Genomic DNA, 5,972 nt, shown 5'->3' on the forward strand with positions numbered 1-5,972 from the left:
CGGCGACGCTGAACTACGCCCGCGTCAACGTCACGGTTCCGCCGGTCCACGAGACGGGCCAGATCGAGCGACGCTCGCGCGGCAAGTCGGACGATCCCACCAAATATTTCATGGCCTCCGAGCTGGTCGGCTACGACACGCAGCCCAAATTCTCCAGCGCGCTCAACGCCGACATTGCAGCGCGCGGCGGCCGTGTCATGGTCTTCGTCCACGGCTACAACACCGGCTTCGACGACGCGGTCTATCGCCTGACGCAGATCGTCCACGATTCCGGCTACCCGGGCACGCCGGTGCTGTTCTCCTGGGCCTCGGGCGCCAAGACCACCGACTATGTCTACGATAAGGAAAGCGCCAGCGCCGCACGCGACCAGCTTGAGGTGACGCTGCGCATGCTCGCCCAGACCGGCGCGCGGCGCATCGACATCGTCGCTCATTCGATGGGAACCTGGGTGACCATGGAAACGCTGCGCCAGCTCGCCATCACCGGCGACCGCGACCTCGGCGGCAAGCTGGGCGACGTGGTGTTGGCCTCTCCCGACATCGACGTGGATGTCTTCAAGAGTCAGATGCGCCGCTACGGCAAGCCGGACAAGCCCTTCATCCTGCTCCTGTCCGACGACGACCGCGCGCTGCGGCTTTCCGGCCTGATCGCCGGCTCGCGCCCGCGCGTCGGCGACTACAAGGACGCGGCCGACCTCGCCACCTATGGCGTGACGGTCGTCGACCTCTCCAGTGCCAAGGGATCGGACAGCTTCAACCACACCAAGTTCGCCGACAATCCGGTGCTGGTTAAGATGATTGGCCAGCGGCTGCGCGAGGATGACGGCTTCGCCAGTGATCAGGCTGTAACCGACCGCATCAGCCAACTCGGACAGTAAGGGTAGGCCGTATCCGATCAGGATTGCCCACCATCCGTCAATTTTGAACTGGACCCGGCCGTGCTGCGGCCTTATCGAAATATCAATTGACGTCGCGGGATCGACGTCGTGCTTCGCGAGAGCCGCGTGATCGTGCGTTCGAACACTATTCTCGTCGCTGCCTTGGCACTGCTCGTTGCGGGCTGCGCCGGCCCGAATACGCATGACCTGCTCAACAAGACGACGGTTACGGTGCCGGGTTCCGACATTGCCGCGACGCACGAGATCTTCGTCGCCACCACCCGCCAGCAGGCGACGAAAGACCCAAGGCAGGTGTTCGACGGAGACCGCTCGCTGACCACCAGCTACGCCCGCGTCGACGTCACCGTCCCCAAGGTGCACCAGGTCGGCGCCATCGAACGCGCCAAGGGTTCGGCCGACAGCAACCCGGCCAAGCAGTTCACCGCCACCGAGGTCGTTCACTATGGGGACCAGCAGCAATTCGCCAAGGCCGTCGGCGCCAACATCGCCATAAGCGGCGACCGCGCTTTGGTCTTCGTGCACGGCTTCAACAACGGCTTCGACGATGGCGTCTTCCGGCTGACCCAGATCGCGCACGACACGAAATATCCAGGCACGCCGGTGCTGTTTTCCTGGGCGTCGAGCGGCAAGACGACCGGCTATATCTACGACAAGGACAGCTCCACAGCCGCGCGCGACGACCTCGAGGCGACGCTGCGGATGCTGGCCAAGACCCACGTCAAGAGCATCGATATCATCGCCCATTCGATGGGAACGTGGCTGACGATGGAGGCGCTGCGCCAGCTCGCCATCACCGGCGACCGCGATCTCGGCGGCAAGATCGGCTATGTCATCCTGGCCTCGCCGGACATCGACGTCGACGTCTTCAAGAAGCAGATGATCCGCTACGGCAAGCCCGACAAGCCCTTCGCCATCCTGCTTTCGGGAGACGACCGCGCGCTGAAGCTGTCTTCCCTGATTTCCGGCGACAAGCCGCGCGTCGGCGACTACGGCAATGCCGCCGACCTTGCCAGCTATGGCGTGGTCGTGGCGGATCTGACCAACACCAAGGGCGGCGACCGTTTGAACCATGCCAAGTTCGCGGACAATCCGATGCTGGTGCAACTGCTCGGCGACCGACTGCGTACACCAGCTGCCCTGCGATCGAACGAACCCAACTCGGCCGAGTTTGACAATATCGGCCAAGGCATTGGAAAGGCCGTGGGATCGGTCGCCGAAGTGGTCATCACCACGCCGTTCAAGGTGCTGACCATCGCCACTGGCGGATAGGCAAAGCGCGTCGGTCGATCAGAGAAACAGGTCGACTTTCTGGAACGTCGTCACGTCGATCAGGCCGACATCGGAAATCCTTAGTTCGGGGATGACCACCAGCGCCAGCAGCGAGTGCTGCATGTAGGCATTGTTCAGCGAACAGCCCATCTTGCGCATCGCCTCCGTTAACTGCTCGGCCTTGGCCGCGACGATCTCGGCACGCTCGTCCGACATCAGCCCGGCGATCGGCATCTCAACCAGCGCCAGTTCCTTGCCCTTTGAGAACAGCACGACGCCGCCGCCGACCTGACCCAGCCGGTTGACGGCCAGCGCCATATCCCGCTTGCTGGTGCCGACGGCGATGATGTGGTGGGCGTCATGCGCCACGCTCGACGCCATCGCGCAGTCCTCCATGTAGCCGAAACCGGAGACGAAGGCATTGGTGACACCGCCGGTGCCGCGGTGGCGCTCAACCAGCGCGATCTGGCACACATCGTTGCGACGGTCCATGCCGACCAGCCCGTCCTCGACCGGCAGGTCGGCCTCCAGCGCGCGCGTCGGCGCCTGGTTCTCGATCACGCCGATGACGCGCACGCGCACCTCGTTGGCGCCCTTCGGCGCCGCCACGTCGAAATCGCCGGCCTTGAGCTTCCTGCCGAGCTTGACCGTGTTCTTCGCTGTCTTCGGATAGTCGTAGGCCGGGATGTCGATGTCGAGCTTGCCGCCCTTGGCCAGCCTGACGCCGCGAGCATAGACCTCGTCGATGGTCATTGCCGCCAGATCGGAGACAATCAGCAGGTCGGCAAGCCGCCCCGGCGCGATCGAGCCGATCTCGCGCTCCAGTCTGAAATGCTGCGCGGTATTGAGCGTCGCCATCTGGATCGCCGTCACCGGCTTCAAACCCTGGCCGATGGCGTGGCGGACCACCCGGTCCATATGGCCTTCATGGACCAGCGTGCCGGAATGGCTGTCGTCGGTGCACAGCATGAAGTTGCGCGGGTCGAGCCCGCTCTCCGTCACCGCCTTGATCTGCGAAGCGACGTCATACCAGGCCGAGCCCAGTCTCAACATCGCCTTCATACCCTGGCGCACCCGCGCGATCGCATCTTCGGCTCGTGTGCCTTCATGATCGTCCTCCGGACCGCCGGCGACATAGCCGTGGAACGGCAGGCCGAGGTCACGCGAGGCATAGTGCCCGCCGACCGTCTTGCCGGCCTTCACCGTGGCGGCGATCTCGCCCGACATGACAGGGTCGTTGGCGGCGACGCCCGGGAAATTCATTACTTCGCCGAGCCCGATGATGTTCTCCCAGGTCATCGCCTCGGCGACATCGGCGACCGTCAGCTCGGCGCCGGCATGTTCCAGCCCAGGCGCCGAAGGCACGCAGGACGGCATCTGCACATGCACGTTGATCGGCATGGCGACGGCCTCGTCATGCATCAGCCGCACGCCGGCCAGGCCCAGCACATTTGCGATCTCGTGCGGGTCGATGAACATCGAGGTGGTGCCGTGCGGAATCACGGCACGGCAGAACTCGGTCACCGTCACCATGCCGCTCTCGACATGCATGTGCGCGTCGCAAAGGCCGGGCACCAGATAGCGCCCACCGGCATCAACCACCTTGGTGCCTAGCCCGATGGCGTGGCCGGCATTCGGCCCGCAATAGGCGAAGCGCCCGCCGGCGATGGCGATGTCGGTGCCAGCGACGATCTCGCCTGAATGAACATTCACCCAACGGCCGTTGCGGATGACGAGATCGGCGGGTTTGCGCCCCATCGCGACATCGACGAGATGCGTCGCCACTTCCGCCCAGGGTTTGGGCTTTGCGGCGTTGGCGGTTTTGGCATTTGTCATCGGCAAGTCCTCTGCTGCCGCCAGTCTGGCAAAAGTCGGAGCAAGGAACCAGAGCCGTCTGCATGGGGTCCTGCAGCAGACCGCAATTGTTGACTATTTCACGCAAAAGGCGATGCTGCTCATCCGGCCTCAACCTAAGAGGGGAATGATGACCCGTTTCTGGAAAGCATTTGCCGCCGCCATTCTGCTCCTCGCATCAACCGGGTCTGTATCCGCCGAGGAACGCTGGCAGACCTTGCCGGAACCTGCGGCGATGCCCAAGCCCGAGCAAAGCGGCTATGCGCCGGTCAACGGCATCCAGATGTACTATACTGTGTTCGGCGCGGGCGACCCGGTGCTGCTCATCCATGGCGGCCTTGGCCACGCCGACATCTGGGCGAGCCAGGTGGCGACGCTTGCCAAAACGCACAAGGTCATTGTCGCTGACAGCCGCGGCCATGGCCGCTCCACCCGCACGGAGCAGCCCTATGGCTACGACCTGATGGCGTCGGACTATCTGGCGCTGCTCGACTACCTGAAGATCGACAAGACCGCGCTTGTCGGCTGGAGCGATGGCGGCATTATCGGTATCGACATCGCGCTGCATCATCCTCTGACAAGGCTCTTTGCGCAGGCGGCGAATGTCACCACCGATGGCGTCGATCCGGGCGTGATGACCAACAAGACCTTTGCGGCCTACATCGAGCGCTCTGGGCTCGACTACAAGAAGATGTCGAAGACACCGGACCAGTATGACGCCTTCGTGGCCCAGATCAGCCACATGTGGGAGAGCGAGCCGGCGTGGACCAAGGAACAACTCGGCAAGATTACCACGCCGACGGCGATCGTCGCCGGCGACCATGACGAGGCGATCAAACGCGAGCACACCGAATACATGGCCTCGGTCATTCCTGGTGCGAAGCTGATCATCCTGCCCAACGCCAGCCATTTCGCCATGCTCCAGGCGCCGGACGAATACAGCAAGGCGGCGCTGGATTTCATCGACGCCAAATAGCCAGCGAGCCGGAATGTTCGTCGGTCGCTGACGATCATTCGGATTGGCGGAAAATGGCAGGGACGATCAGGTTCGCAATCTTCGCAGTGACGGCCGGCCTTGCCGGACTGGCATTCTTTACCTCGCATTCGTTCTGGACATGGGCCGCGCCTATCCTGATTTTCATCGCCGGCTCCGTGCTGGCCAAGTTCGCCTTCAACCGTCTGGCGTCGCCTCTCGAAAAACAGCGCGACCTGGAGGATCGGGTGCGCGACCCGCCGGCGTAAACCGTTGTTGAATGAAGCCAATTCCGTTTTGCGGCGAATAAGGCTAGGTTGTACCAGGGAGTCTTTCGAAACCGCCATTTCGGAGAACTCGATGCGTAGATTGACGCTCGCCAGTGCCGGTTTACTTGCGCTGCTGTCCGGGTCGGCCCAGGCGGCGGACTTGGGCGCCGATCTGCCAATGACCGCCCCGGGGTTCGACTGGACTGGCTACTATGCCGGCCTGCAGGGCGGCTACGGCTGGGGAAGCTCCGACATGAGTTCGACCGGTGGCGCGCCGTTTTCCGCCTCGCCGGATCTCAATGGCGGGTTCATCGGCGGCCACGTCGCCGGCCTCTGGCAGTTCGACCAGGCGGTTCTCGGCGCCCAGGCCGACCTCAACTATTCCTCGGTCAACGGCGCGGCGGACCTCGGTCTCGGAGATTCTGCCGGCGCCGAGATAAAATGGTTCGGCTCCGTCGACGCCAAGGCCGGCTACGCCATGGACCGCGTGTTGGTCTACGGCATCGGCGGCATCGCCTTTGCCGGCATCGAAGCGTCACGCAATGGCGTTGCAGACACGCGGACAGATGTCGGCTGGACGCTCGGTGCCGGCGTCGACTTTGCCCTCACGGACAAATTCGTCGTTGGCGCCCAATACCGGTACTACGATTTCCGTTCGGAACATTTCGACATTCCGGACGACCGCGATCAGGACGTCAAGCTCCACAC

The 5,972-nt window shown here is 63.5% G+C and carries 6 protein-coding genes; 5 read left to right on the forward strand and 1 reads right to left on the reverse strand.

The features are described from left to right. Positions 1-878 (forward strand): alpha/beta hydrolase (locus EN742_RS21330; RefSeq protein ID WP_128333238.1); only part of this gene is annotated, 878 nt, incomplete at its 5' end. Positions 879-1,010: 132 nt separating this feature from the next. Beyond that, positions 1,011-2,168 (forward strand): alpha/beta hydrolase, encoded by a 1,158-nt coding sequence (locus EN742_RS21335; protein ID WP_189347741.1) that lies wholly within the window; start codon positions 1,011-1,013, stop codon positions 2,166-2,168. An 18-nt stretch (positions 2,169-2,186) separates the two neighbouring features. Here the strand turns inward: EN742_RS21335 and ade are convergent, their stop codons facing one another. Next, the gene (ade, locus tag EN742_RS21340) at positions 2,187-4,004 is read right to left on the reverse strand and encodes an adenine deaminase (RefSeq protein ID WP_127400350.1); all 1,818 of its coding nucleotides are present in this window, start codon (positions 4,002-4,004) and stop codon (positions 2,187-2,189) included. Positions 4,005-4,152: 148 nt separating this feature from the next. Between ade and EN742_RS21345 the strand changes: the two genes are divergently transcribed. From EN742_RS21345 to EN742_RS21355, 3 genes are all read left to right on the forward strand, one after another. Then, positions 4,153-4,998: an alpha/beta hydrolase gene (locus tag EN742_RS21345; protein WP_128333239.1), complete on the forward strand. Its 846-nt coding sequence runs from the start codon at positions 4,153-4,155 to the stop codon at positions 4,996-4,998. Positions 4,999-5,051: 53 nt separating this feature from the next. After that, positions 5,052-5,264, forward strand: a complete 213-nt coding sequence (locus tag EN742_RS21350) for a hypothetical protein (protein ID WP_126054334.1) — start codon at positions 5,052-5,054, stop codon at positions 5,262-5,264. 91 nt (positions 5,265-5,355) lie between these two features. After that, positions 5,356-5,972: outer membrane protein (locus EN742_RS21355; RefSeq protein ID WP_148670181.1), on the forward strand; the 617-nt coding region annotated here is incomplete at its 3' end.

Source organism: Mesorhizobium sp. M4A.F.Ca.ET.020.02.1.1 (assembly GCF_004022645.1).
Classification (GTDB): Bacteria; Pseudomonadota; Alphaproteobacteria; order Rhizobiales; family Rhizobiaceae; genus Mesorhizobium.